The following is a 737-nucleotide window of genomic DNA, read 5'->3' on the forward strand; positions in this document are numbered from 1 at the left end:
ATGGCGTGGACGTCCGGCGCGCAGTGGAGCTTCGCGGCAATCACCGCCAGCTGCGCCGGGTCGTGGTGGGCCAGCAGGCTCTCCAGGGCGGTGAGCGCCAGCCCGGCCTCCGGGATGTTCGACAGCAGGCCGCCGAAGCCAATCGGCAGCAGCAGTAACGGCTCGAACTTCTTCGCAATCGCCAGCCACAGCAGCAGCAGGCTGACCAGCAGCATCACCGCCTGGCCGGCCCCCAGGTGCATCAGCCCCATGCCCTGAATCAGGGCGTTCAGACTTTCCATTTCCGCTCCTCGTCCTTACGCCAGCTGCAGCAGAGTGTCGCCGACCGCCACCGCGTCGCCGGCTTTCACCGCGATACCGCGCACGGTCCCGGCCTGCGCGGCGCGGATTTCGGTCTCCATCTTCATGGCTTCCAGAATCAGCAGCACCTCGCCTTCGGACACCGTCTGGCCTTCCGCGGCCAGCACCTTCCAGATAGTGCCCGCCAGCGGGGCGGTCACCGGGGTGCCGGCGCCGGCCGGAGCCGGGGCGGCAGCAGGCGCCGCGGCCACCGGCGCGGCGCTGAGCTGGCTGACGTCGCCGCCGTCGCTGACTTTGACCACAAAGGCTTTGCCTTCCACTTCGACGGTGTAGACGCCGGAGGCGGCTGGTTTTTCTGCTTTTGCCACCGGCTGCGCGGCTTCCGCCTGCGGTACCGGCTCAAAGGCTGCCGGGTTGTGGCGGTTTTCGAGGAACTT

At 68.5% G+C, this 737-nt stretch carries 2 protein-coding genes; both read right to left on the reverse strand.

What is annotated here, in order from left to right; genetic code table 11:
* Nucleotides 1-281, reverse strand: a 281-nt coding sequence (locus tag CW267_RS29845) for a sodium ion-translocating decarboxylase subunit beta (RefSeq protein WP_176211816.1), incomplete at its 3' end; no start/stop codon positions are given.
* 15 nt (nt 282-296) lie between these two features.
* On the reverse strand, nt 297-737 hold a 441-nt coding region (locus tag CW267_RS29850), incomplete at its 5' end, for a biotin/lipoyl-containing protein (RefSeq protein ID WP_133124769.1).

The organism is Klebsiella sp. X1-16S-Nf21 (assembly GCF_002837615.1).
Classification (GTDB): domain Bacteria; phylum Pseudomonadota; class Gammaproteobacteria; order Enterobacterales; family Enterobacteriaceae; genus Klebsiella; species Klebsiella variicola.